Consider the following 24,145-nt stretch of genomic DNA (forward strand, 5'->3'; position numbering starts at 1 on the left):
CATGCAACGTTATGCAATTGGTATTGAATTTTGCGGTACTCAATACCGTGGTTGGCAAACCCAACAGGCTGGCGTTGTAACTGTTCAGGAAACCCTAGAACAAGTCCTGAGCCGCATTGCCAATGAGCCGATCATTTTGCATGGCGCTGGACGAACTGACGCAGGCGTACATGCAACCAATATGGTGGCGCACTTCGACACCGAAGCCATTCGCCCGGAACAGGGCTGGATTCGTGGTGCCAATAGCCAACTGCCCAAAGATATTTCAATCCAGTGGATCAAGCGTATGGATGAAAATTTCCATGCACGCTTTAAAGCCGTGGCACGCCGCTATCGTTATGTGGTGTATAACGCACCAACTCGCCCAGCCTTAATGTACAAGCAAGTCACCCATCTTTACCAAACCCTTGATGTACAAAAGATGATTACGGCAGCTGCAAAATTCGAGGGCACGCATAATTTCGAGACTTTCCGAGCGGCAGCCTGTCAGTCCAACCAACCTGTACGCCATGTAAGCCACTGTCGCTTATTCGAGCATGGCCGCTATCTGGTCTTAGATATTCAAGCGGATGGCTTCTTGCACCATATGGTCCGCAACATCATGGGCTGTTTACTTGAAATCGGACAAGGTCAGTATGAAATCGACCATATTGATAGCATGTTTGCCGCTGAAGATCGGACGGCTGCAGGCATTACCGCCCCACCTGATGGCTTATATTTTATTCAGTCTTATTATCCAGATGAATTCGACTTACCACAGCTGCCTTTGGGTCCACACTGGTTGAATCTGCCTAAATAAAAAAAAGCCTTATCAGATCGATAAGGCTTTTTTCTTTAGAAGCATTTAACGTTGTTTACGCTTACGATATTCAACAGGTGTTTCATTGGTCCAACGCTTAAAGGCGCGGTAAAAAGTACTTGGCTCAGAGAAACCGGTTAAATAGACAATCCGCTCTACACTTTCATTGGTATTCGCCAATAACTTTTTTGCCAAACGGCAGCGATAATCAGAAAGAATTTGCTGAAAACTGGTATTGGCTTCGCTGAGTTGGGTTCTTAAACGACGTGGCGTGATATTGAGTTGTGCCGCCACTGTTTCTAGCGTGGTTTCACCACTTTCCAGTGTTGAGCCAATGGCACGACGCACTTCACCTACCAAGTCATAGCGCGCCAATTCTTGTAATTTTTCAATCGCCAATTGCTCATGCAATTGTAGTAATTCTGGCTCTGCTTGCCACAATGGATAATCCAGCACTGCCGCATCAAAATAAAGGCGGGTTTCTTTTTGTCCTAAACTGACAGGACAGCCATAGACACGGAAGTATTCATCATCCGTCGCACCTTCATGAAAGTTAAAGTCGATATAAATGGGATGAAACTGCCCTTCAGTAATAAATTTAAAGAAGCGTAAAATGCCTGACATGGCACATTCAGAAAAATGGCGGTTAACCAGATTATCAGGCCAATACTGCTCACCATTACTTAAATAACAGCGACCATCCTCAATCACCAATTTGGCATCAAAGGCATCACTAATCAGACGTTGATAGGCCAAGGCACGTTTCAGGCCTTCACCAAAAGTCTCACTGCTGATAAATAGGTGTTCAATCACCTGGCCACGATAAAGGGGTAAGTGTTCACCGAGATGAAGTCCAATATCAGGATCATTACTGACATCCTGTGCAGCAATCCAGAAGGCATTCTGTGCACTTAATGGCGTTCTTGCATTGGTATCTACCTGATTTAATGCAACCCCTGCCTTTGTTAAAATCTCTTCAGTTGGTAATCCTGCTTTACGAATTGCCTGATAACCAAAGCGCAATACAACTGATGCATCTGTTAGCTGACCCACGCAATGCCCTTCCCTGTAGATACGTTATTATGACAATGAACAACAATTTTAGATTAACGTTGATTGACCAAAGTGACAACAATATTCTGCTTATTTTGTTAAAAAAATTCCTAAATTGTCTGACAGTTTCTTTCGGTTAATATCTGACAGCCTCTCACCGACTTGATCTTGTAAATTTTAAATAAATTGACTATAATTTGCGCCTTCCCAATTTGATCATCAGGTAGGCTATGGCCAATAAAGAGGAACTCATTGAGTTCGAAGGCGTTGTCACCGAAACGCTTCCTAATACGATGTTCCGTGTACGTTTAGAAAACGGTCACGAAGTTATTGCTCACATTTCTGGTAAAATGCGTAAACACTATATCCGTATTTTAACAGGTGACAGTGTAAAAGTTGAAATGACTCCTTATGATTTGACCAAGGGTCGTATCACTTATCGTGCGCGCTAAGTCAGATTAGTGAATGCAAAAAAGCCACATTATGTGGCTTTTTTTATTGCGCTTATGCCGATTTATTCACTTAAACGCGTGGTTTTACAGCCGATCGTCTGACACTCACGGATACGGTCCTGTAACCAGTTATTCCGTTCTTGTGTCGTCGTAAGACGGCACTGTACATTGACTGAGCTTCTTTCATCATTGGTGCATTCAGCATCGCGATGGCGAATCCAGGCCAGTTGTGATTTTTTCAAAATTTTTTGTTGTGTTTCATTGAGCTGTTTACGTAATTGCTGATAATTTTTATTTAAATCAGCATCCGCACTGGCATAAACTTTATTGGTACAGTAAATGTCATCATAGGTGTTGCGCGCATTATCACAATTATCTGCATAACTGAATGTTGCCACTGCCCCACAAATTAAACCAAATATTATTTTGCGCATGAATTTGTCCAAATCGTTTAGTTATAATAACTATCTAAGCATATTTTTATTCGCTTGAACATTCCCCGAAAGTAGACAAGTTCGTATCTTTTTGTCTTTGCATTATTAGAATGTTCACGTACATTTATCACTGATAAATAGGGAAATTATGATGAAAAATTATAAAATGTATCTCGCTGCTACACTCCTTATCTTGCAGGGATGTGCAACGCCAGGAATGCAATCTGTTCAACTACAGGATTATTTACAACCTTATCTAGGTCAGCCTGCCGACCAGATTCAGCAGAATCTGGATCTTAGAAACTTAGGCTTTCAGACGTTAAAACAACCGCAGAGAAACAATCAAAATTTAATTTTTACCATACTTCGTCCAATTAATATCCCTGTACCAATGAATATGGGGATTTCAGATGGCTCCCGTCTTTCAACTAACATGACTTATGGCCAATCTTATGATGTTAACTTTTACTGCCATATTATTTTCGAGCTTGATCAGCAGCAAATCGCGCGCGCGATTCGTTATGAAGGCAAAGCCTGCTAATCAAAGCAATAAAAAAACGCAGCTGTTGCTGCGTTTTTTATGATCAGGGCTAGTTAGTTCAATGCCGCAACCACAGCCTCACCCATGGCATCGGTACCCACCTTGGTCATGCCTTCAGACATGATATCTCCAGTACGTAAGCCTTGATCTAAAACCTGCCCCACCGCATCTTCAATGGCTTTGGCCGCAGCTTCTTCGCGGAAGGTATAACGCAACATCATCGCCACTGAAAGTACAGTTGCCAATGGATTGGCAATATTCTGCCCTGCAATATCCGGTGCAGAGCCATGACATGGTTCATACATGCCTTTACCCTGTTCATCCAGTGAGGCTGAAGGCAACATGCCAATTGAACCTGTTAACATTGCCGCTTCATCTGACAAGATATCACCAAACAAATTGCCTGTAACAATCACATCAAACTGCTTAGGTGCACGAACCAATTGCATCGCAGCATTATCCACATACATGTGCGATAACTGGATATTCGGATACTGTGCCTGCTGAAGGTCAGTAACGGTTTGTTTCCATAATTCAGTCACTTCAAGTACATTGGCTTTATCAACTGAACATACTTTGCCGCCACGTAATCCCGCCAGCTCAAAAGCCACTTTGGCGATACGCTTAATTTCACTTTCTGAATAAACGTCAGTGTTATAACCTTGCTTCTCACCATTCTCGAGTTCACGAATACCACGCGGTTGACCAAAGTAGATCCCGCCGGTTAATTCACGAACGATCAGAATATCCAGACCAGCAACGATTTCTGGCTTTAGGCTTGATGCATCCGCCAACTGTGGGTAAAGAATTGCAGGGCGTAAGTTGGCGAATAAATTCAATTCACTACGGATTTTTAATAAGCCGCGTTCTGGGCGAATTGAACGTTCGATACTATCCCACTTAGGACCACCAACCGCCCCCAGTAAAATCGCATCGGCTTTTTTTGCCTGCTCACTGGTTACCGCTGGATAGGGTTCACCATGCGCATCAATTGCAGAACCACCGAGTAGCCCATGTTCCCATGTCAAACCTAGATTAAATTTATCATTGACCTTGGTTAAAACTCGTTCAGCAGCAGCTACGATTTCAGGGCCAATGCCATCACCCGCCAAAATTAAAATATGTTTAGACATTTATTGTTCCAGTTTCCCTATGCGCAGCGTTGATACTGCGAGCCGATTAAATCTTTTTCTCAACAAATTCGCCTAAACCTGTGCTGACATCAAAAGGACGGCAGAAACGGCGAATCGTATGTTGCCCTTGTTGTAAATCTACACATAACGGATCAGGCACAGAAACGTTAATTAAACTGCCTGAACGACGTGTTCGGTCTCGGTACATTTTAAAGGTATAGTTCACATGCGGTTTAAATGCATGAATCACATGAAAAGTCTCAGCACGATCAGGAGAAATCGGATAGAAGCGAATCACAACTTCATATTGCTTGGCGGGTACACTCAGGTAAACTTGCTGTTTACGGCTAAATACGGAACCATGCAAACGTACAATGCCACGTTCCATCGCTTGTTTGCTAATCCGATGATTTTTAGCATCAATGACTGCAATATCACCGATTCGCTCAAACTCACAATTCTCAACACCTGAACAATATAAAGTTGTGTTGTCCGCCTTACTTTCCAATGTGTTTTGTGCGATACGAACCTGATCCACCACATTGGGTGCGTTTTGACATGCAGTCAAAGCCGTCGCAACACCTAGACACAGTAAAATACTGCGAGCGAGTCTTCTTTTCATTATTCAAGCCCAGTCCTCATGTCTTGTTAACATGTAAGCAAAATATTATCCGCTAGCATGTTAACAAGAGTTCAATCTCTGCGCTATGCCTATATTAAAAATGTCCAAAACACAATCTTGTTTCGTTTACCCAAACCTAAGCCTGAATATCTTGAAACACCCATGGACGCGCTTGTTTTGCCTTGGCTTCAAAAGCACGAATATCATCTGCAACCTGTAAGGTTAAGCCAATATCATCCAATCCATTCAATAAACAGTGTTTACGGAAAGGATCAATTTCAAATTGAAAGGCTTCACCTGTCGGGGTTCGTACTTCCTGTGCATCCAGATCGATGGTCAATTGATAGCCTTCGGTCTCGGCACATTCCTTAAATAACTGATCGACCGTTTCCTCAGATAAAATCACAGGTAACATGCCATTTTTAAAACAGTTATTAAAGAAAATATCGGCAAAGCTAGGTGCAATCACCGTGCGGAAGCCATATTCATTCAACGCCCAAGGTGCATGCTCACGGCTTGAACCACAACCGAAATTGCTTCGTGCCAATAAAATACTTGAACCTTGGTAACGCGGTTTATTCAACACAAACTCAGGGTTTTTCGGGCGTTTGCTAATGTCTTGACCCAAATAGCCCTCATCCAAATAACGCAATTCATCAAATAAGTTATCGCCGAAACCTGTACGTTTAATCGATTTCAAAAACTGTTTTGGAATGATTAAGTCGGTATCGACATTGGCACGATCCAAAGGTGCGACAACGCCTTGTTCTATGGTATATTTTTTCATGCTTGTGCTCCCTTAGAATGAACGGACGTCAACAAAATGGCCCGCAATCGCTGCGGCAGCGGCCATGGCTGGGCTGACCAAATGTGTTCGCCCACCATTGCCTTGACGACCTTCAAAATTACGGTTCGAGGTCGATGCACAATGCTCACCTGGTTGTAATTTATCAGCATTCATGGCCAAGCACATTGAACAACCTGGTTCGCGCCATTCGAAACCTGCCTCCAAGAAAATTTGATCCAAACCTTCCTGTTCAGCCTGCTGTTTGACTAAACCAGAGCCCGGCACAATCATTGCCTGTTTAATACTCGACGCCACTTTACGACCTTTTACCACATCCGCCGCAGCACGAATATCTTCAATCCGCGAGTTGGTGCATGAACCAATGAAAACACGGTCTAACTGAATATCTTCCAAAGCCTGCCCAGCAGTTAAACCCATATATTGATAAGCTCGAGTCCAGTCATTGCGTTGTACATCATCTTTGGCCTGCTCTAATGTTGGCACAGCCTGTGATACTGGAATCACCATTTCTGGAGAAGTTCCCCAAGATACTTGCGGTTCAATCTCTGCACCATTCAATACCACCACCGCATCAAAGACGGCATCTTGGTCTGAATGTAAGGTATTCCAATATTCGACGGCTTGATCCCACTGTTCGCCTTTTGGTGCATAGTTACGGTCTTTCACATAGGCAATGGTTTTATCATCGACCGCGACCATACCCACACGTGCACCCGCTTCAATTGCCATGTTACACACCGTCATACGCCCTTCAATCGACATATCACGGAATACTTGACCACCAAACTCAATGGCATAACCTGTACCACCCGCAGTACCAATTTTGCCAATAATCGCCAACACAACATCTTTAGAGGTTACGCCTTTGCCTAATACACCATCGACACGCACCAGCATGTTTTTCGATTTTTTCTGTACCAAGCACTGGGTTGCCAATACATGTTCAACTTCTGAAGTTCCAATGCCGTGGGCCAAACAACCAAAGGCACCATGCGTTGCGGTATGTGAATCACCACAGACCACCGTCATCCCCGGTAAAGTCAAACCTTGCTCTGGACCAACCACATGGGCAATGCCTTGACGGATATCATTAATCCCAAATTCAACAATATTAAAGCTTTTACAGTTGTCATCTAAAGTTTGGACCTGAATACGAGAAGTATCGTCTTCAATCCCAGCAATCCCCTGTTCGCGCTCTTTTTTAGAAGTTGGCACGTTATGGTCGGGGGTGGCTACATTGGCACTTAAGCGCCAAGGTTGACGGTCCGCAAGTTGTAGACCTTCAAATGCTTGAGGGCTGGTTACTTCATGTAATAAGTGGCGATCAATATAAATTAAGCTTGAACCATCATCACGTTGCTTGACTAAGTGGTCGTCCCATAATTTGTCATATAAGGTTTTGCCTGCCATGTCGTCGCCCTCCATCGTGCTTGCCATCGGACTGGGTATTTTTGATCTTAACTTGATTATAGCGATGCTTTTGCATAAATCTAATTTATCATTTTTATAAATTAACAAACTTTTTGGAATGATAAATTGTGCTTTTTAATTACTCTTCCTTTATGAAATTAAAACGATGATAAATCAAGCTGTTCCACTCTACCCTTATTCCTGCATGTGGTTTTTAGCCAAATTTAATCAAATCCTCGACTCATTTATAAATTCAATCAGCATAAATCAAAATTTCTTTTTACATTTTAAATGATAATGATTATTATTTAATTAAATAGCGATTCTGTAGGGTGATCCTCATGTCAAATATTCAACAATTTGTACTCAACAATAAACGGACTTTGAAAAAAACCTTGAGTTATTACATCATGCATATTAGTGTGGCGATGATGGTTGCCTACCTGATTACAGGCAACTGGCTTATGGCAGCCACCTTAAGTTTGATTGAACCCACGGTGCAAGCCTTTGCTTTTTTCTTCCATGAAAAAGTCTGGAATTACTTCTAATTCAAAAATACTGCATATAAAACTAATTTTAAAATCTCCTTGGACAAGCCTGTATGAACCTCGCTGCTTTTGAAGCATTTGTCAAAGTGATGGAAACTGGTTCAATTTCTATCGCGGCAGAACAATTATTTATTACCCAGCCTGCGGTCACCAAACGGATTCATAGCTTAGAAGACTATTTTGGGGTCAAACTGTTTGAATCCGCAGGGCGAGGTATTCAACCCACCCATGCAGCACATTCTCTATTGCCTAAAGTTCGTACATGGCTCAACGAGTTGGGGGAAATCCACCATACCTTGAGTCATGAGCAGGCTCAGGTTCAAGGTCGTTTAAAGATTGGTACCAGTCATCATATCGGCTTGCATCATTTGGCAGAGCCACTTAAAAACTTTGTGCAGCATTTTCCTCAAGTCATTTTAGATGTCCATTTTGTCGATTCAGAACAGGCTCATGAACAGGTCTTGGCGGGTGAACTGGAACTGGCTTTTTTAACCTTACCGCCAGCTGGAGATGACCGACTCAACTATGTCACGATCTGGAATGACCCACTGGTATTTGTGACTGCACCCTTCCACCCCTTAGCCCAGCAAAGCCAACTGAAACTCGAAGACTTAATTGCCTACCCAAGTTTATTACCTGCCGCACAAACCTACACCAGTCAGATTACACTCGCCGAATTTGAAAAAAACAATCTTAAACCCAAAATCACCATGAGTAATAATCCGCTAGAGTCAATCAGGATGCTGGTATCGATTGGCCTTGGCTGGTCAGTCCTGCCGAAAACCTTGGTCAATCGCGATTTAAAACAACTCGATTTAAAACTGGATATGCAGCGCCAGCTTGGTATGGTCTGGCATCCTGCCCGAATTCAGTCCAAAGCCGCTGAAGAACTTGTTCGCATGATGCAGGTGGGCTAATCCCCTCCTCCGCTGCCACAGCTGCTGCTGCAACTACTACAGCTATTGCTGCTACTGCTACAACTCGAAGATGATGAAGATGACTGAGCCTGCAGATAGTGCATATAATCTTTGGTCATCAATTCAAGATCAAAATACTGGCCATCTTGCCAATTTAAAACCTGATCAACCGCAAAAAGTCGTGGCAATAACAGGGTATTTCTAGGCGGATAAGCATGCAGACCACAACTGACTCGCCATGCCTCAAAAAATTGTTGGGTCTGCTGTTTTGAGGTTGAGCTACCGTCATTGGGCTGATGATGTAAAAATCGGCCTAAGGTTTGCTTACATAGGTCCTGATATTGTTTTGGAAATTCCAGCATGACGTGCCACAAGGCATCAACTGCATCTGAAGGCATGGCATAGGCCTGTTTTCGAATCACATGCAAAGCCAAATAGTCCTTAAAACCAGCCTCGAGCAATTGTTGTTGCTTGAGACTCACCGCTGGATAACGAAATCTAAATCTTTCCCAGAGCACAGGATCAAATTTGAATTGATCAATCTTTTGTAATTTTTTAGATTTGGAGCGTGCAATCAAGGCAAGATTCAGCACAATCACTGTCCACATGAACGGCAAGATGACCCAAGCGCTAAAAAACTGTTGCTGCCAACTGTACATGAAGATCAACAGCAAGATCGGAACAGCAATCCATCTGGTTTTGATCATCGGCTGCTGCCGTTTTAACTGTAATAATCCGTCCAGCAAGCGAGCCGTCTGCACGTTCTGATTTATTGTTATTTGCATGCTTTAATCTTAAAAATGAAAGATGACCATCATATGACAAAAAGCGCCCTTTGCAGGGGCATCATTTGTTATCCCCACAGGCGGGCTTGCAGCGACATTTAAAGATCTTGAGCAAGCTGAATCTTGGCATCTGCAATTGCATTCATAAACTGCTGATAATCACTTAAATTACGCTCAGCAGACTGAGTTGCATAATCCTGCAAGATCTGGGTAATGGTATTCCCTTCCCCCAAATAGCCCTTCAATACATCGACGTTACCTGCTTTGGCATGGGCATGAGCCAGCGCAAGACCGCAGCTATCGGCATATTCATAGAAAAATGCTTCATCCATCCCAGAAAGATCAATCGAAATCTTCATATCTCGTAGTTGACGCACCAGATAATGCTGCTGTCCTTCTGTTGAAAAACCTAAGAAGATATCACTTGCCGCCTGCATCAGTTGCTGCCCCCGTACAACCCGCTCACCTTCATGCACAACAGGCTCTGGAAAAAGCGGACTCAAAATCGAAGGTATCGATTCCTTCATTTGCAAAATCAGCGGATCTCGATCTGCATCTTCAAATAGTGCAATCGCTGCACGTGTCCCAACACTGCCTACACCCACCACCTTGAGTGCGACATCCGTCCGTTGGTAACGATCAAACAGCACTTGTCGATCGTATTTTAGCGAATCACGATATAACTGAAAAAAAGCATCTGCATGCTGACCAAATGGTTCATCCGCTTTGGGATGCCACAATAAGGGTTCATCATCAATAAAATGCCGGAATCCAGATTCACCCTCTTGCTGGGTCAATTTCGGTAATACCGAGGAACTATCACGAGAAGGTGCACTATTTACTTTCTTTTCTAGTTTTTTACGGACTTTTTGATTTTCCGTTTTTTCTAATAAGGTCGTCGCATCAATGCGTTCATACCAGATTTGCACAGGAGATAAGGCAATTTGTTGATCCAGATGCGAGATATAGGCGCTGATCATATTCTGAATGGCTTTCAAGCCTGAACTTTCCTGCAAACCAATCTCTTTCGCTGCAATCACCAGACTGGTCACCAGACGTTTTAAATCCCATTCAAATGGTGCAACCAAAGTTTCATCAAAATCATTAATACCGAATAACAGATTACGCTCTGGGCTGGCAAAACCACCAAAATTACTTAAATGGCAGTCACCACAAATTTGCTGGAATAAGCCAGAATTAGAGGGTTCCCATGCCTGATCGAATAGCATGAGTGCAGGCATTCCCCGATAAAAAGTAAAGGGCGAGACACTCATCCGTTTGGCACGAATCGGTTTAAGTTTCTCCAAACGTCCCTGATTACTCCATTCATAAATAGTCAGTGCCGTGATTGCTTTGGGGCGTTGCGACAGTTGTGCCAGTTGCTCTCGCGGAATTTTTTTACGTTGTGCTTTGCCTAAGGCCAAGCCGTCACTCTTGGTCAGTAATTTACCTTGATAACGATGTCTGGTTAAATCGATGCTCTGTTCAGTCCAGAGTTGTTTTGGTAATTTAATGCGTTGTTCTGACATATCACGCTCTCAATCTATTCGTTAATATTTTCTATATTTTTCTAAAATATAATAGGTCATTCAATATTTTTTATTGTTGTTGATAAATAGCCAAATATTCCCGTTACTCAGGTAATATTTGGCATCCATGCCTCAGCTTATATTGACCAGTCCTGAATCTCCCAAGCCTGCGCTTGTGCCAGTTTTTCCAGACGGTCATCCGGATTGACTGCGATCGCATGCGTCGCATATTCAAGCAGGAAGCGATCATTGATTGAATCCGAGTAAGCCCATGACTCGTTCACCGTTCGTCCAGCCAGCCATTGATCCAAACGTGCGAGCTTGCCCTTTTGATAGCAAGGAATACCTGCTACCTTTCCAGTATATTGCCCATCCTGCACTTCCGCATTGGTAGCAATAATCTCGGTAATGCCAAATTCACGGAAAATTGGTGCAGTAATAAAATCACTGGTGGCGGTAATGCCCACAATCGCATGGCCAAGAGCCTGATGCTTTTTAATCGCATCGAAACCTTTGGGGCGCATTTGTGGCCGAATCACCTTCTGCATAAACAACTGATGTAACTCAGTTAAATAAGCATTATCGTGCTGGGTGAGAAATTCAAATACAAATTCATTATAGGCAATCGGGTCAAGCTGCCCAGCTTTATAATCTTCATAAAACTTGTCGTTCATTTGACGATGATGGACTGGATCAACCAAAGCTTCATTGACCAAAAACTCTCCCCATGAATGGTCAGAATCGGTATTTAACAGCGTGTGATCTAAATCAAACAAAGCCAATTGCATAGAATTTCTCGTTTAAACTGAAAATTAAGAAAAAAAATGTAAATCTATCTCCGCTAGTCGATAGAAATTCGTTAAGATCATAGCAATTTTTAAACATTTTACTTTGACCTTTTTCGAGTTGGACAAGAAGAGTGACTGTCCCCGAGATCAAAGTCAACGATATAGATAAAATTTAGGTAGCCAAATGATCGACTCAGAAGGTTTCCGACCCAACGTCGGGATCATTTTGGCAAACGATGACGGACAAGTTTTATGGGCAAAGCGCATTGGTCACAATGCTTGGCAATTTCCACAAGGAGGAATCCAATTTGGAGAAACCCCTGAACAGGCACTTTTTCGTGAACTGAGAGAAGAAGTCGGTTTATTGCCCGAACACGTCCAGATTATAGCGCAAACAAAAGGTTGGCTGCGTTATCGTTTGCCGCATCGGTACATTCGGTCAGATTCAGATCCGGTATGTATTGGACAAAAGCAAAAATGGTTTTTACTGAAGTTAACGGCATCGCCCCATCATATTCAGTTAAACCTGTCAGACCCACCCGAATTCGATGAATGGCAATGGGTAAGTTACTGGTACCCATTGGGTCAAGTGGTCAACTTCAAACGTGATGTTTACCGTAAAGCCATGATGGAATTATGTTTACAATTACCTCAGCGTTAATTGTTGAAAAATCATCATTTTAAGCAATGATTTTTAACAAGAGAGCTGTTATAACTAGGTCTATAACGATTCAATAAATTGGAGTAAACATCCATGTCAAACATGCAGCTCGACACCCTTAGACGCATTGTGCAAGAAATTAATGCGTCCGTCAGTTTGCATGAATCATTGGACATTATGGTCAATCATGTGGCCGATGCCATGCATGTGGATGTTTGTTCTATTTACCTGCTGGACGAACGGAATCGCCGTTATGTACTGATGGCGTCCAAAGGTTTAAAACCAGAAGCGGTTGGTAATGTCGCTTTAAATGTCGGCGAGGGTCTCGTTGGTCTGGTAGGACAACGCGAAGAAATTGTTAACCTAGACAACGCGCCTAAACACGAACGCTTTGCCTATCTGCCTGAAACAGGCGAAGAGTTATTTAACTCATTCCTTGGCGTTCCTGTGATGTATCGCCGTAAGGTCATGGGCGTGCTCGTGGTACAGAACAAAGAACCTCAAGATTTTAGTGAGGCGGCTGAATCCTTTTTGGTCACACTCTGTGCGCAGCTTTCAGGTGTGATTGCCCATGCCCATGCAGTGGGTAATATCGATGTTTTCCGTAAACCAACGACTGGTTCAACTTATAAAACATTCCAAGGTGTTTCAGGTGCAGGTGGGATTGCTTTAGGCCGTGCTATTGTGCTCTATCCACCTGCTGATCTGACTGTCATTCCAGATCGCGAAGCAGAAGACATCAGTGAAGAATTAGATTTACTTGATCAGGCGATTGCTGCTGTTCGTTTGGAGATTCAGTCTTTAGATGAAAAAATGCAAGACTCGCTGATGTCGGAAGAACGCGCTTTATTCAGTGTCTTCCTGCGTATGCTAGATGAGAATGCCCTGCCAAGTGAAATTAAAGATCATATTCGTGCCGGCAGTTGGGCTCAGGGTGCCGTACGCAAAGTGATCGACAAGCATGTGGTCCTGTTTGCACAAATGGAAGACGATTATCTGCGTGAACGTGTCTCTGATCTCAAAGACCTTGGTCGCCGAATTTTGGCTTGCTTGCAAGAAAACGATACCAGTCACCGTGAACTGAGCCCAGACAGTATTTTAATTGGTGAGGAAATCAGTACTGCGGCCTTGGTTGAATTGCCCGTGGATAATATTGCTGCGATTGTCACTTCTGAAGGCGCAGCCAACTCGCATATGGTCATTGTCGCGCGTGCGCTGGGGATTCCAACGGTGGTGGGGGTCACTGAATTACCCATCACAACACTGGATGATATCGAGATGATTGTGGATGCCTATCAGGGCCGTGTCTTTGTCAATCCACCACGCCGTTTACGCCAACGTTATAAAGAAGTGCAAAAAGAAGAAGAGCAAATCGCCAAAGATTTAAAGCAATACGAAACCAAAGATGCGATTACCCCAGATGGCGTATCCATTCCGCTATTCGTCAATACAGGTTTGATGATTGATGTGGTGCGTGGTGTACAACGTGGTGCCAAAGGTGTGGGACTCTATCGTAGTGAAATTCCTTTTATGCTACGTGAACGCTTTCCTGGTGAAGAAGAACAACGTGCCATTTACCGTCAACAGCTCAGCCATTTTGCCAACAAACCTGTGATTATGCGCACTCTGGATATTGGTGCGGATAAAGATTTGCCTTATTTCAGTATCGAAGAAGAAAACTCGGCCTTGGGTTGGCGTGGTTTACGCTTCACGCTGGATCATCCTGAAATTTTCTCTGCACAAATTCGCGCCATGCTCAAAGCCAGTATTGGCCTGAATAATTTGCATATCTTATTGCCGATGGTCACCAGCGTCAGTGAAGTTGAAGAAGTGCTGTATCTGCTGGAACGTGACTGGATTGCAGTACAGGAAGAAGAACAGGTTAAAATCACCAAACCGAAAATCGGCATCATGGTCGAAGTGCCTAGTGTGCTGTTACAGATCGATGAGTTTGCTGAATTGGTTGATTTTTTCTCGGTCGGCTCTAACGATTTAACCCAGTATTTACTGGCAGTGGATCGTAATAACCCGCATGTGGCCAACGTCTATTCGCATTTCCATCCATCCATTTTACGTGCGTTAAAACGCTTAGTAGAAGACTGCCACATTCATCAGAAACCCGTCAGTGTCTGTGGTGAAATGGCAGGTGATCCGTTATCAGCAATCTTGCTGATGGCCATGGGCTTTAATACTCTTTCCATGAGTTCGAGCAACATTCTCCGAGTCCGCAAGGCGATTTGTCATGTTCCAATGAGCGACGCCAAAAAACTATTGGATGATGTGCTACAGATGAATAACCCGCTGGTGATTAAAAGCTGGCTGGAACATTATTTCAAAACGCACGGTCTAGCAGATATGGTCAAATCCAACCGTTTGGTGAGTGCATAAAACATCAAGCTTTCAAATACAAAAAGAGCGATTATTTTTTAATAATCGCTCTTTTTGTATGGGGCTGATTTATTATTTTAAATAGATCTGCTGTTTGCTGCGACCTGGCGTAACGCTCGGGAATTTACGATCATAATCAATCACAATCGCATCTTTACCCGTCAAGTTTTTAGCATCCGATTCCCAGGTCACATAATAGCTAATTTCAGCATCATCACGTACAGGGGGCTGAATGCGCTGACGGTGATCTGCTGGAAGGGTAAATTCCACTGAAAATGGCACTTGCGACACTTGTACTTTCTTTTTCTCGATCAAGGTCGCCGGGACATCCGCCATCCGTTTTTCTACGGCGTATAAACTCACAGTACCCTGCTGTTGTGCCACCTGATGTGTACTTGGTCCAATAAACTCAACATTCAATGTTTGTGAAGCATGTACTTTGCTGTGATCGTTATGAGACATCGATGTACAACCTGCGAGAACTGTTAAGGATAACCCGAAGCCCAAAGCTAACTTTTTCATTGTTTTAATCTCTTCTCTAAAGATATACCCAAAATAGCATAACAAATGCTGAAATTCTGATGACTTACATATCTGCTACTGAGTATTATTTTTTGAAAAATAATTTAACTACAAATAATTGCATCTATTTGGCCACAGCGCCCACCGCCATTCACCACACAGAAAAACCATTAGAATTAGCTCTACGGGTCTTTTTACATAACTCCAACATGTAAAATAGACATCCTTCAAGAAAAGCATTGTTTTTATTTTACCGAATTCAATCGCCTCTTCAGGTCTAAGCAATACACTAAGTCTTTATTTTTCATTATCTTTTATCTTTTCTTAACAATTTTCATATCCACAAACACCCAACTCATGTTTAAGATTTAGTCAGCTTCAATCGAATAAAGCATTTATGACATCAACTTTAATCCATTGGAAAAAAAGCTTTCATCAACCTAGAGTAAAAATACAAAGGATGTGAACTCAATCATTGTAAATCGCAACTTAGGCATCTGAAATTTCGATACCCAATTTACATATGAGCCAGTTAAACATTCATATCTTTGAACGGTCAAACAATTAAGGTGACCTAGCTCACAGGTCATCTTGACGGAGATAGAACATGAGCCAAGACGATAAAAAATGTCCTTATAGCCACTTAACTACTGATTTTGGAGCCCCTGTCGTGGATAACCAAAACAGTATGACAGCTGGCGCAAGAGGGCCCTTATTAGCCCAGGATTTATGGCTAAACGAAAAACTTGCTAATTTTGTCCGTGAGGTCATTCCAGAGCGTCGCATGCACGCCAAAGGTTCAGGTGCATTTGGCACGTTCACGGTCACTCATGATATTACTCAATATACCCGCGCTAAAATCTTTAGTGAGATCGGCAAAAAAACAGAAATGTTTGCACGTTTTACCACGGTTGCTGGTGAACGTGGAGCAGCAGATGCGGAACGTGATATCCGTGGTTTTGCTTTAAAATTCTATACTGAGGAAGGGAACTGGGATATGGTGGGAAATAACACCCCGGTATTCTTCTTGCGTGATCCGCGTAAATTCCCCGATTTAAACAAAGCGGTAAAACGCGATCCAAAAACCAATATGCGTAGCGCAACCAATAACTGGGATTTTTGGACTTTGCTACCAGAAGCATTACACCAAGTCACGATCGTGATGTCAGACCGCGGCATCCCTTCGAGCTACCGCCACATGCACGGCTTCAGTAGTCATACCTATAGTTTCATCAATGCAGCCAATGAGCGTTTCTGGGTCAAATTCCACTTCAGAACTCAGCAAGGCATTCAAAATCTGACTGATGCTGAAGCAGGCGAATTGGTTGGTCAAGATCGCGAAAGCCATCAACGTGATTTATTCGATGCAATTGAGCGTAAGGATTACCCAAAATGGACGCTTTATGTACAGGTCATGCCAGAGCAGGATGCAGAGAAAGTTCCATATCACCCATTTGATTTAACCAAAGTTTGGCCACATGGTGACTATCCATTGATCGAAGTTGGTGAATTTGAGTTAAACCGCAATCCTGAAAACTTCTTCCTTGATGTTGAGCAATCTGCTTTCGCACCAAGTAATCTGGTACCCGGCATCAGTGCTTCACCAGACCGTATGCTACAGGCGCGTCTGTTTAACTACTCCGATGCACAACGCTATCGTCTGGGTGTGAATTATCAACAAATCCCTGTTAATGCTGCACGCTGTCCTGTGCATAGCAACCACCGAGATGGTCAAGGTCGTATCGATGCCAACTATGGCGGCTTACCACATTATGAACCTAACAGCTTTGGCCAATGGCAAGAGCAGCCTCAATACAAAGAGCCTCCATTGAAAATCAATGGCGATGCAGATTTCTGGGATTATCGGGAAGATGACAACGATTACTTTAGCCAGCCACGTGCCCTGTTCGAGTTGATGACCCCTGAACAACAAGATGCGTTATTTGGCAATACTGCACGCGCCATGGGTGATGCTTTGGACTTCATCAAGTATCGTCATATCCGTAACTGCTATGCTTGCCACCCTGCTTATGGAGAAGGTGTTGCAAAAGCACTCGGTCTTACGGTTTCAGATGCACAAGCTGCTCGGGAAACCGATCCAGCCCGTCATTTGCCTAGCTTTTTGTAAGTCTTAAATATTGAAATCAAAAGCCATCCTCGGATGGCTTTTTTAATGCCGTTGGGTGACAATTTATTTAATCTCTTATTAGAAAAATAACCATGCAAAAACCATTACAGCAACTGATTCTAAGCCATAACATCATCCTGTTCGATGCAGTGTGCGTACTCTGTTCAGCTTGGGCAGATTTTATGATCAGGCATGATCAACACTACCAATTCAAATTGGTATCGGTACAATCCAGTTTAGGACAACAGCTCCTTGCCTATTGCCATCTTCCTACTGATCACTTTGAAACGATGGTTTTATTGGAAAATGGTCAATGCTATACCGAATCAACTGCTTTTCTCCGTATCATTCAGCGCCTCGATTTTCCGTATTCCAGTTTGAGACATGCCCGTCTTGTGCCTAAAACCATCCGAGATTTTGCTTATCGATGTGTCGCATTAAATCGTTATCGCCTTTTTGGTAAAACTAAACAATGTTATGTGGTGACTCCAGATATTCAGCAACATTTTCTCTTGGATGAGGTTGTCGCATGAATAGCGAAAAACAGACTATTCAACAGATCTTAACGTTTTGTCAGTGGGTGATTGGCAGCCTTTGGATTTATCAGGGATTAATGCCGAAGTTAATTTTTCAGGTGCCAGATGAACAATATCTTTGGCAACAACTCAATATCGCGCCATCTTATATGGCATGGATGATTTCACTTTCAGGTCTCGCCGAAATCATTGTTGGTAGTCTTTTTTTCTGGATCCAGCATAAATATTTGCACTTGCTCAGTATCATCAGCCTAATTGGCTTACTTATTTTGGTTTTACTGATTTATCCAGACAAGATTTATCAGGCGTTCAATCCTGTTGTCATGAATATTGCGTTGGCAAGTCTTTCGGTGATTTCACTTCACTGTATTCAAGCACTACAACATGCTAAGCCCGAATAAAGTGTCCTTCACGGATACAGTAAAAAGGACTCACCAGTTTGGAGGAAGATTTCATGGCCTGCTGCAGTTCATGCTCGGGGGCATCCCGATCTTCATCGGTCAACTGAAAGGTACGGTAATGAATTGCCAGTGAACGATGGGCATGCAAATCCAGATGAGCGTGAAATGCATCCTGCGGATTCATATGCACATAACGCATCAGCAACCTTGGCTCATAAGCCCCGATCGGCAATAAAGCCATTCTAGCATCGCCATAACGTTCATGAATGTGCTTAAAGTGTCCTGAATACCCGGTATCCCCTGCAAAGAAACAATGTCCTGTTTTGGCAAGTAAAGAAAATCCCCCCCACAAGGCGCGATTCTGATCTCGTACACCTCGCCCAGAAGTATGCTGTGCAGGTGTATAGGCAATCTTTAATTCATCATGAAACGGGATTTCCTGCCACCAATCCATTTCGATCACATGTAAATGCTTCGGCATGTAATACGCATTGCCCAGCCCCGTATAAATTGGCATTTCGAATTTTTGATGTAGCCAGTCTAAAGTCGCCAAATCCATATGATCATAATGATTATGGCTCAGCAATACACCATGAATCGTTGGCAGATGTTCAAGCGCAATCCCTGCGGGGCAAACACGGCGCGGGCCATTGCCCTGTTTCGGGCTGACATATTCACACCAGACGGGATCGGTCAGGAAATTATAGGGGCCAATTTGAATCAGAACAGTTGCATGCCCAACAAACCAAATCTGCCAATCATTGAGATCCGCATGTGGACGGTTTTGTGGCAACTCCAGCATTTGATTACGCAGGTTGGACTCATGGTTATGATCTATCTTCCAGGTAGAAGACTGACGTGTCGCTAACCATTTTAATAAGCCTTTACGATCAAATGGGGTTAAAGGTTTTTCCAGATTATAAAAACGATCAATCCCACAGTGATCAGAAGCCTCATGCGGAAAAGGAGGTTTTGCCCAAGTATGGCTCAAGCAAGATTGTGTCGGCAATTGGTAGGTTAATGTCGGCTTATCTTTCATGTATTTCTTCTTTGCTGGAATCGTATCGCATGAGGTTGCTAAGGTTATTTCGCGTTTAAATCCTAGAGATATTTTGATGCGCGAGTCTTTAAAATCATGATGATTTTTCTACTATTATCGCCTCATTCCAGATTCCTGTAACTGGTCTCTGATCCTAACATAAGCTTATTAGTTATGCTGATTTTCTCCCACAGAGTCAACACAATTTTACCGAACTAATAAGGCTTGATGACAATTCGGTTCAAATTTAAAAATGAATGCTCTATCTATTTTAATATTTTATAAAAAAGCATATTGTGTATAAGATCATCTTAGCCATAATGCGCCCATCGCATGATGTTCTATTCAGCATAACCAAAAGAACAATAAGACACTTCTGGACCCGTCTTATGGAATTACGTCATTTACGCTATTTCATTACCGTTGCTGAAGAACTGAGTTTTAGTAAAGCAGCACTGAAACTACACACAGCACAGCCCTCACTTAGTCAACAAATTAAAGATCTCGAAAATGATGTTGGTGTACAACTGTTGCACCGGACCAAACGAAAAGTTGAACTTACCGATGAGGGGCAAGTTTTTCTGGAACAGGCCCGTTTAACCCTGATTCAAGCAGAGAAAGCCATCGTCATGGCGCGCCAAGTTGCTGCTGCTAAAGCTCAATGTTTAAGCATTGGTTTTGTTCCCTCGGCAGAAATTCGTATTTTCCCTTATCTATTACCACGCTTGAGGTTCAAATTGCCGAAACTGCAGATTCGAACGCTCAACCTGAAAGAACGGGATCAGATCAGCAAACTCAAAAAAGGTGATTTGGATATTATTTTTATTAATCAAAAATTCGAAAATGAGACTTTTGCAAGCCAATTGGTTTTTAAAGAACCGTTGCTGTTCCTGCTTCCCAAACAGCACCCTTTGGCCCAATGTGTAAACATTGACCTCGCGCAACTGCACAACCTCCCCCTCACGATTTTGACCGCTAAGCTTTCCCCCGCTTTGGCGCAAAGCATTACCCAGTACATTAAGCAGCAACAGATTCATTTTCAATGTATAGATGAAGCCGCAACCATCGCTGAAGCGATTCAAATGGTACAATCAGGTCGACACTGTGCCATTTTGCCTGCCTATATCCAAGCCTTAGCCACCGAGCACGTTGTTATTGGTCATTTAAGTCATGCACTTCCATATCTGGAGGTCTATATGAGCTATCAAAGACATGAACCGAGTCTCGCAATAAAGCAATTACTGACCGAAATCAGCCGTATCTTTGCATTAGACAGCCCATCCACACGTAAACGGACTGTTTTAAAATAAAAAAAGCCGAGTTCAGTCGGCTTTTTAGCGCTACACGGACTTAGACATTGCTAAAGAATGCAGCAAATTTTTGGTAGCTTGGACGCTGTTTAACATTATTTAGATAATGTTCAATCGCAGGATGAGATTGAACGTCACCCATTTTCAATTGCCAAAATAACATAGCAGCAACCGTGACATCGGCGGCCGTAAATTGCTGACCACATAAATAGGGATCAACCTCACTTAATCCTTGCAGCAAGGCATTATAGGCATCTTGATAATCGCCATATCCCACCGATACTTTCTGATCTGCTGCCACTTCAACACCCAACTTTTTATTGGTCGATGCTGCTTCCCACGGGCCAGAGATAAAGAACAACCAGCGATAATATATCCCACGTTTAGGGTCATCCAGTGCTGGTGCCAAACCTTTTTCGGCAAATTTATCGGCCAAATACGCACAAATTGCATCTAACTCATATACAACAATATCACCATCCACCAGTACGGGCACTTTGCCAAAGGGATTAATTTTTAGATATTCTGGAGCTTTCATTTCGGTTTGGAAAGCAACTTCAATACGTTCACATTCAATGCCCAACTCAATGAGCAACCAGTCAACCACGACGCCACGCGAAAAATTATTGGTATAAAGTTGAAGAGCCATTTTGATATTTCCTTGTTTGTTGGTCTTATTTCAATTTAATCGTGTTGTTTGTCAGTTTTTGTCAGTAGTCGAACGGCACACCTCCTGTGTCCACCATTGTTGAAAAAGATGTTGTTTGAATTGTGGATAGAGTTCTTGGCTCAAGGTTAATTGCTGTATACGATCGATCCTAAAATGACGAAACCCTTGGCGTAATTCACACCATGCTGCCAACACAATCCGATCATTAAAATAGCCCAGTGCGAAAGGCCATAAGGTACGGGAACTAATTCGTTGCTGCTCATCCGCATAATCGACAACGATTTTGACTTGCTGACGAATCGCCAACCTGACTTGCTCCACCAAGGTTTCATTCACGGGTAACCAGACATTGATGGATCTTAAAGTGGTTTGTTGCAGTAAATGCTGACAATGTTGAGGCAAAACGGCATTCAGTTTGGCCAATACCGACGTTGAAGCCGACTTCAATGCCAGATCAGGAATGTCATTCAGCCAGTTTAAAGCCAAATAAATCGCTTCAATTTCAGTTTCATTCAGTGTCATTGGCGGTAACAAAAAATCTTGTTTGAGCTGAAAACCCAAACCCGCTGCCGCATCAATCCCAACCCCCTGTTCACGTAGGCTTTCGATATCACGATAGACACTACGCTGACTAATTTGCAAACGTTCTGCCAAGACCTGCGCAGTCACGGGATAACGGTATTCGCGGAGCAGCTGTAATAAATGAAGTAAACGGATTGAACGACTCATACGGTCCCTATTGTTATTATGTAGAAAGGGAAAGTAGACCTCCCCCTCCTTGTCCTTTCATCTGATTTGAAGCGCTTAACTTTCAGTTAAAGCCGCCACATTGAGCACACGCTGCAAATACACATGCAGATCTTGAACCGTATGCGCGACAGTTAAGGGCTGATATTGCTGCAAAGTCTCAATACTATGCACCCCATAACTGACCCCGATCCGTGGCATCTTCAGGTTTTGCGCCATTTCCATGTCATAACTGGTATCACCCACCATAATCGCACGATCAGCTGCCACATCCAGTTCAGTCAAAATCTCCTGCAACATCAAGGGATCAGGCTTGGATTTGGTTTCACTGGCCGCTCGGGTAATATCAAACAGCGCAAGACTATTGGTTTGCACGAGCACACGATCTAAACCTTTACGACTTTTGCCTGTGGCAACTGCGAGTTTTAAACCTTGTTGCTTTAAATCAGCCAATAACTCGGCCACACCGTCAAACCAGACATCACTTTTCGAGTTTGCCACATAGTGATCGGCATAACACTGCAATATATCTTGGTGTAAATCTGGAACTTGTGGAAACAGAATTTGCATGACTTCAGGCAAACCCAAACCGATGATACTTTTGGCCGCCTCATCGGTCAGCGGTTGTTCAAACTGTCGCGCCGCATATTGCAAACTTGCCACAATTTGCCCAACCGAATCGAATAAAGTGCCGTCCCAATCAAAAATCACCAACTCGATATTTGGACTCATTTCTGTTTTCTCAACTGTTCAATCACCTGCTGCATATCCTCAGGCATTGGCGCTTCAATACTTGGATAATTGGGGATATCCAAACGCATGGCATGTAAGCACAAACGACGTGCTTCCGGACCTGTATAGGCCGTGTTATGACCGTATTTATCATCTCCAACCAGAGGATGACCAATACTGAGACCATGCACACGAATCTGGTGAGTACGTCCCGAGAGTGGTGATGCATGGATCAAAGTTGCTGATTTAAAACGTTCAACGACTTTCCAGTCGGTTTTACTTGGCTTGCCTTCTTTGGTTACACGCACACGACGTTCGCCATTGGCCAATTCATAACGCAGTAAAGGCGCATCAATCATCTGCCGGTCTAAACTGACCTGTCCTTTCACAATTGCGGCATAGGTCTTTTGAATTTTATGTTCACGCAGTAAGTCCTGTAACAGTTTTAAGGTACTACGCTTTTTACTGATCATCACCAGACCCGAAGTATCACGGTCAATACGATGGATCAACTCTAGATACTTTTTGCCTGTGGCTGCACGTAGGGCCTCAATCAGACCATAGGCCACACCACTTCCCCCATGCACGGCAATGCCTGATGGCTTATTGACCACCAGTAAACCTTCATCCTCATACACCACACGGCTCAGTAAACTTTGCGCCACATCATCGCTCACGGGTGCAGCCGTTTCATCCTTTTGTTCATAGCGGATTGGGGCCACCCGAATCTGGTCACCAATATTCAAACGGGTTTCTGCTTTTATTCTTTTTTTGTTTACGCGTACTTGTCCTTCACGAATCAAACGATAGATTCGACTCTTCGGTACACCTTTTAATCGGGTGAATAAAAAATTGTCTATTCGCTGCCCGTCTTGATGCTCATCCACGTCAAACCAAGTGACACTTTGCCATTGTTGTGTAGAATTCATACGCTCGATTTATCCAAGATTTGCTAAATATGATTAAAAAATGATCATTTAGCTAAGTTATTTCACAAGAAACCTAAACTTAGCCCATAGGCAGATGCTGCAAGGTTTGATATATTCAGCGCACGGATACCGCCGTAAGTGAGCATCAAATCAGAAATTTTATTTAGATAAAATTTTAAATCGATGAGATATTCACCCACAACTCGGATAGGTCCTAAAGAATTATGCCGACGCCGAAGGCTTATTATATCGGCAAAATGGCA

Annotated in this window: 26 protein-coding genes; 11 read left to right on the forward strand and 15 right to left on the reverse strand. The window is 43.1% G+C overall.

The window, feature by feature from the left end; genetic code table 11:
* The first annotated feature begins 1 nt into the window (after nt 1).
* Nucleotides 2–799: a tRNA pseudouridine(38-40) synthase TruA gene (truA, locus tag NQU59_RS01120; RefSeq protein WP_096911260.1), complete on the forward strand. Its 798-nt coding sequence runs from the start codon at nt 2–4 to the stop codon at nt 797–799.
* Nucleotides 800–844: 45 nt separating this feature from the next.
* Here the strand turns inward: truA and NQU59_RS01125 are convergent, their stop codons facing one another.
* Complete coding sequence (locus NQU59_RS01125) at nt 845–1,852, reverse strand: AraC family transcriptional regulator (RefSeq protein WP_005239905.1); 1,008 nt, start codon at nt 1,850–1,852, stop codon at nt 845–847.
* Between the two features lie 230 nt (nt 1,853–2,082).
* Between NQU59_RS01125 and infA the strand changes: the two genes are divergently transcribed.
* Nucleotides 2,083–2,304 (forward strand): translation initiation factor IF-1, encoded by a 222-nt coding sequence (gene infA, locus NQU59_RS01130; RefSeq protein ID WP_001284370.1) that lies wholly within the window; start codon nt 2,083–2,085, stop codon nt 2,302–2,304.
* Between the two features lie 62 nt (nt 2,305–2,366).
* On the opposite strand, the gene NQU59_RS01135 is transcribed toward infA, so the two are convergent.
* Entirely contained in the window at nt 2,367–2,738 is a 372-nt protein-coding gene (locus NQU59_RS01135) for a lysozyme inhibitor LprI family protein (protein ID WP_257064619.1), read from the reverse strand.
* Nucleotides 2,739–2,889: 151 nt separating this feature from the next.
* On the opposite strand from NQU59_RS01135, the gene NQU59_RS01140 reads away from it, so the two are divergent.
* On the forward strand, nt 2,890–3,279 hold the full coding sequence (locus tag NQU59_RS01140; protein WP_010589773.1) for a hypothetical protein: 390 nt from the start codon (nt 2,890–2,892) through the stop codon (nt 3,277–3,279).
* A 53-nt stretch (nt 3,280–3,332) separates the two neighbouring features.
* Here NQU59_RS01140 and leuB read toward each other — a convergent pair whose 3' ends face one another.
* The 4 genes from leuB to leuC form a co-directional block, all read right to left on the reverse strand.
* The gene (leuB, locus tag NQU59_RS01145) at nt 3,333–4,412 is read right to left on the reverse strand and encodes a 3-isopropylmalate dehydrogenase (protein WP_096911261.1); all 1,080 of its coding nucleotides are present in this window, start codon (nt 4,410–4,412) and stop codon (nt 3,333–3,335) included.
* A 46-nt stretch (nt 4,413–4,458) separates the two neighbouring features.
* On the reverse strand, nt 4,459–5,034 hold the full coding sequence (locus NQU59_RS01150) for a hypothetical protein (RefSeq protein WP_005278764.1): 576 nt from the start codon (nt 5,032–5,034) through the stop codon (nt 4,459–4,461).
* 136 nt (nt 5,035–5,170) lie between these two features.
* Nucleotides 5,171–5,821, reverse strand: a complete 651-nt coding sequence (gene leuD / locus NQU59_RS01155; protein ID WP_005239913.1) for a 3-isopropylmalate dehydratase small subunit — start codon at nt 5,819–5,821, stop codon at nt 5,171–5,173.
* 12 nt (nt 5,822–5,833) lie between these two features.
* The gene (leuC, locus tag NQU59_RS01160; protein WP_005239915.1) at nt 5,834–7,252 is read right to left on the reverse strand and encodes a 3-isopropylmalate dehydratase large subunit; all 1,419 of its coding nucleotides are present in this window, start codon (nt 7,250–7,252) and stop codon (nt 5,834–5,836) included.
* Between the two features lie 335 nt (nt 7,253–7,587).
* Here leuC and NQU59_RS01165 point away from each other — a divergent pair, with 335 nt between their 5' ends.
* A complete protein-coding gene (locus NQU59_RS01165; protein ID WP_227501348.1) occupies nt 7,588–7,800 on the forward strand; it encodes a DUF2061 domain-containing protein in 213 nt (70 codons plus the stop codon).
* 53 nt (nt 7,801–7,853) lie between these two features.
* Nucleotides 7,854–8,717 (forward strand): LysR family transcriptional regulator, encoded by an 864-nt coding sequence (locus tag NQU59_RS01170; protein ID WP_096911265.1) that lies wholly within the window; start codon nt 7,854–7,856, stop codon nt 8,715–8,717.
* Here NQU59_RS01170 and NQU59_RS01175 read toward each other — a convergent pair.
* The 3 genes from NQU59_RS01175 to NQU59_RS01185 all read right to left on the reverse strand — a co-directional run bounded on the left by NQU59_RS01175 (nt 8,714) and on the right by NQU59_RS01185 (nt 11,819).
* Nucleotides 8,714–9,502, reverse strand: coding sequence for a hypothetical protein (locus NQU59_RS01175; RefSeq protein WP_257064625.1), 789 nt, complete (start codon nt 9,500–9,502; stop codon nt 8,714–8,716). The two genes, NQU59_RS01170 and NQU59_RS01175, sit on opposite strands and share 4 nt — an antisense overlap.
* Nucleotides 9,503–9,600: 98 nt before the next feature.
* Nucleotides 9,601–11,031, reverse strand: coding sequence for a DUF2252 domain-containing protein (locus NQU59_RS01180; protein ID WP_257064629.1), 1,431 nt, complete (start codon nt 11,029–11,031; stop codon nt 9,601–9,603).
* 137 nt (nt 11,032–11,168) lie between these two features.
* Nucleotides 11,169–11,819, reverse strand: coding sequence for an HAD family hydrolase (locus tag NQU59_RS01185; protein ID WP_005239932.1), 651 nt, complete (start codon nt 11,817–11,819; stop codon nt 11,169–11,171).
* A 184-nt stretch (nt 11,820–12,003) separates the two neighbouring features.
* Between NQU59_RS01185 and NQU59_RS01190 the strand changes: the two genes are divergently transcribed.
* Nucleotides 12,004–12,480 (forward strand): RNA pyrophosphohydrolase, encoded by a 477-nt coding sequence (locus tag NQU59_RS01190; RefSeq protein WP_004656060.1) that lies wholly within the window; start codon nt 12,004–12,006, stop codon nt 12,478–12,480.
* Nucleotides 12,481–12,573: 93 nt separating this feature from the next.
* Nucleotides 12,574–14,868 (forward strand): phosphoenolpyruvate--protein phosphotransferase, encoded by a 2,295-nt coding sequence (gene ptsP / locus NQU59_RS01195; protein WP_005239933.1) that lies wholly within the window; start codon nt 12,574–12,576, stop codon nt 14,866–14,868.
* 72 nt (nt 14,869–14,940) lie between these two features.
* On the opposite strand, the gene NQU59_RS01200 is transcribed toward ptsP, so the two are convergent.
* Nucleotides 14,941–15,390, reverse strand: coding sequence for a hypothetical protein (locus NQU59_RS01200; protein WP_005239935.1), 450 nt, complete (start codon nt 15,388–15,390; stop codon nt 14,941–14,943).
* A 607-nt stretch (nt 15,391–15,997) separates the two neighbouring features.
* Between NQU59_RS01200 and NQU59_RS01205 the strand changes: the two genes are divergently transcribed.
* The 3 genes from NQU59_RS01205 to NQU59_RS01215 all read left to right on the forward strand — a co-directional run bounded on the left by NQU59_RS01205 (nt 15,998) and on the right by NQU59_RS01215 (nt 18,455).
* On the forward strand, nt 15,998–17,518 hold the full coding sequence (locus tag NQU59_RS01205) for a catalase (protein WP_257064632.1): 1,521 nt from the start codon (nt 15,998–16,000) through the stop codon (nt 17,516–17,518).
* A 92-nt stretch (nt 17,519–17,610) separates the two neighbouring features.
* Entirely contained in the window at nt 17,611–18,051 is a 441-nt protein-coding gene (locus NQU59_RS01210) for a thiol-disulfide oxidoreductase DCC family protein (protein ID WP_005239939.1), read from the forward strand.
* Complete coding sequence (locus NQU59_RS01215; protein ID WP_005239941.1) at nt 18,048–18,455, forward strand: DoxX-like family protein; 408 nt, start codon at nt 18,048–18,050, stop codon at nt 18,453–18,455. The genes NQU59_RS01210 and NQU59_RS01215 overlap by 4 nt, the downstream gene beginning before the upstream one ends.
* On the opposite strand, the gene NQU59_RS01220 is transcribed toward NQU59_RS01215, so the two are convergent.
* Nucleotides 18,442–19,494 carry an MBL fold metallo-hydrolase gene (locus tag NQU59_RS01220; protein ID WP_096911377.1) on the reverse strand — a complete coding sequence of 351 codons (1,053 nt, stop codon included), beginning with the start codon at nt 19,492–19,494 and terminating at the stop codon, nt 18,442–18,444. The two genes, NQU59_RS01215 and NQU59_RS01220, sit on opposite strands and share 14 nt — an antisense overlap.
* Nucleotides 19,495–19,883: 389 nt before the next feature.
* Here NQU59_RS01220 and NQU59_RS01225 point away from each other — a divergent pair, with 389 nt between their 5' ends.
* Complete coding sequence (locus NQU59_RS01225; protein ID WP_257064633.1) at nt 19,884–20,804, forward strand: LysR substrate-binding domain-containing protein; 921 nt, start codon at nt 19,884–19,886, stop codon at nt 20,802–20,804.
* 40 nt (nt 20,805–20,844) lie between these two features.
* Here NQU59_RS01225 and NQU59_RS01230 read toward each other — a convergent pair whose 3' ends face one another.
* From NQU59_RS01230 to NQU59_RS01245, 4 genes are all read right to left on the reverse strand, one after another.
* Nucleotides 20,845–21,453, reverse strand: coding sequence for a glutathione S-transferase family protein (locus NQU59_RS01230; protein WP_005239948.1), 609 nt, complete (start codon nt 21,451–21,453; stop codon nt 20,845–20,847).
* A 51-nt stretch (nt 21,454–21,504) separates the two neighbouring features.
* Complete coding sequence (locus NQU59_RS01235; RefSeq protein ID WP_257064634.1) at nt 21,505–22,203, reverse strand: helix-turn-helix transcriptional regulator; 699 nt, start codon at nt 22,201–22,203, stop codon at nt 21,505–21,507.
* A gap of 75 nt (nt 22,204–22,278) precedes the next feature.
* Nucleotides 22,279–22,953, reverse strand: a complete 675-nt coding sequence (locus NQU59_RS01240) for an HAD-IA family hydrolase (protein ID WP_257064635.1) — start codon at nt 22,951–22,953, stop codon at nt 22,279–22,281.
* Entirely contained in the window at nt 22,950–23,882 is a 933-nt protein-coding gene (locus NQU59_RS01245; RefSeq protein ID WP_005239955.1) for an RluA family pseudouridine synthase, read from the reverse strand. The genes NQU59_RS01240 and NQU59_RS01245 overlap by 4 nt, the downstream gene beginning before the upstream one ends.
* Nucleotides 23,883–24,145 lie beyond the last annotated feature (263 nt).

This window comes from Acinetobacter colistiniresistens (assembly GCF_024582815.1).
Taxonomy (GTDB): domain Bacteria; phylum Pseudomonadota; class Gammaproteobacteria; order Pseudomonadales; family Moraxellaceae; genus Acinetobacter.